This window comes from Daejeonella sp., from assembly GCF_049655485.1.
Classification (GTDB): domain Bacteria; phylum Bacteroidota; class Bacteroidia; order Sphingobacteriales; family Sphingobacteriaceae; genus Daejeonella.
Map to the genome: position 1 here is coordinate 1 of NZ_JBASJU010000196.1, position 2119 is coordinate 2119.

A 2119-nucleotide genomic window follows, 5' to 3' on the forward strand; every position below is an offset into this window, starting at 1 on the left:
GCCAAACTGATGTCCCAGTATATTGAGTTTGTTGCCGACAGATGGCTATCCGAACTGGGTTATGAAAAGATGTTTGGAGCAAGCAATCCATTCGATTTTATGGAAATGATTTCGCTTCAGGGAAAAACCAATTTCTTTGAAAAGCGCGTAGGCGATTACCAAAAGAGCGGTGTGCTTTCAACCAATGAAAGCAGTCAGGCATTTTCACTCGACGAAGACTTTTAACCAGAATCTATTCATCCATTAAACTCAAGTCATGTTTGTTATAAAAAGAAACGGCAGAAAAGAGGCCGTAAAATTTGATAAGATCACTGCTCGCATCGAAAAACTTTGCTACGGGTTAAACTCATCTCTTGTAGACCCTATTGATGTCGCTAAAAAAGTAATCGAAGGACTATTCGACGGTGTTACAACCTCCGAGCTCGACAATCTTGCTGCTGAAACCGCGGCATCCTTAACCACCAAACATCCAGATTACGCCCTATTGGCATCCCGTATAGCGGTATCAAACCTGCATAAAAATACCGTTAAATCATTTTCCGATACGATGCGCAAACTGCATCAGTATGTTGATCCTAAAATTGGCAAGGCAGCTTCCATGATAGCAGATGATATTATGGAAATTATTGAGGCTAATTCAAGTATCCTTGACAGTACGATTATCTACGATCGGGATTTCGGCTTTGACTACTTTGGTTTCAAAACCCTGGAGAAATCTTATTTACTGAAATTAGATGGTCAAATTGCCGAGCGTCCACAGCATATGTTTATGAGGGTGGCTGTTGGCATCCACAAAAAAGACATTGATAGCATTATAAAAACCTATAACCTGATAAGTGAGCGCTGGTTCACCCATGCTACCCCGACATTATTCAATGCCGGAACGCCCAAGCCGCAAATGTCTTCCTGCTTTCTTTTAGCGATGAAAGATGACAGCATTGATGGGATCTATGATACGCTAAAGCAGACAGCCAAAATATCACAAAGTGCCGGAGGAATCGGCATCAGTATACACAATGTACGCGCAACCGGTTCGTACATAAGCGGTACCAATGGAACAAGTAATGGAATTGTACCGATGCTTCGGGTGTTTAATGATACGGCAAGATATGTTGACCAGGGAGGCGGTAAACGAAAGGGTGCTTTCGCTGTTTATCTGGAACCCTGGCACGCCGACGTCTTTGAATTTTTAGACTTGAGAAAGAATCACGGGAAAGAGGAAATGCGGGCTCGTGATCTATTCCTTGCATTATGGATCTGCGATTTATTTATGCAGCGTGTCGAAGCTAACGAAGACTGGAGCCTGTTCTGTCCGCATGAAGCTCCAGGATTACACGAGTGTCACGGCGAAGAATTCAATCGCCTCTATACCAAATATGAACAGGAAGGAAGAGCCCGCAAAACTGTAAAAGCTCAGGAACTGTGGTTTGCAATTCTGGATGCGCAGGTGGAAACTGGTACTCCGTATCTTTTATATAAAGATGCAGCCAATGCCAAATCCAATCAGCAAAATCTGGGCACCATAAAAAGCTCCAACCTTTGCACCGAGATATTAGAATTTACATCCGCCGATGAGGTGGCCGTTTGTAACCTGGCTTCACTTGCCTTGCCTCGTTTCATAAGCAATGGGGTTTTCGACCATCATAAGTTGTATGAGGTTACTTATCAGGTCACTCTAAATCTCAATAAGATCATCGACCACAACTATTACCCTGTTGATGAAGCCCGCAATTCAAACTTACGCCACAGACCCATTGGGTTAGGAGTTCAGGGTTTAGCCGATGCATTCATATTGCTTCGTATGCCTTTTGAAAGTGATCAGGCGCAGCAGCTGAACAAAGAGATCTTTGAGACTATTTACTTTGCCGCCATGACAGCTTCTAAAGACCTAGCCATCAAAGAAGGCGCTTACGAAACATTTAAAGGGTCGCCTCTTTCGCAAGGTAAATTCCAATTTGATCTGTGGGACGTAAAACCGGCAAGCGAGCGTTGGGATTGGGAAAATCTTCGGCTTGATGTAATGAACCATGGTGTACGCAACTCCCTGTTGGTTGCTCCAATGCCAACTGCTTCTACATCTCAAATACTGGGTAATAATGAATGTTTTGAACCCTATACC

The 2119-nt window shown here is 43.5% G+C and carries 1 protein-coding gene and 1 pseudogene; both read left to right on the forward strand.

The genetic code is table 11. From position 1 onward, the window contains the following. Positions 1-225: pseudogene (locus WBJ10_RS08430) on the forward strand (ribonucleoside-diphosphate reductase); the annotation flags it as partial. Positions 226-256: 31 nt separating this feature from the next. Next, positions 257-2119: ribonucleoside-diphosphate reductase subunit alpha (locus tag WBJ10_RS08435; protein WP_424289244.1), on the forward strand; the 1863-nt coding region annotated here is incomplete at its 3' end.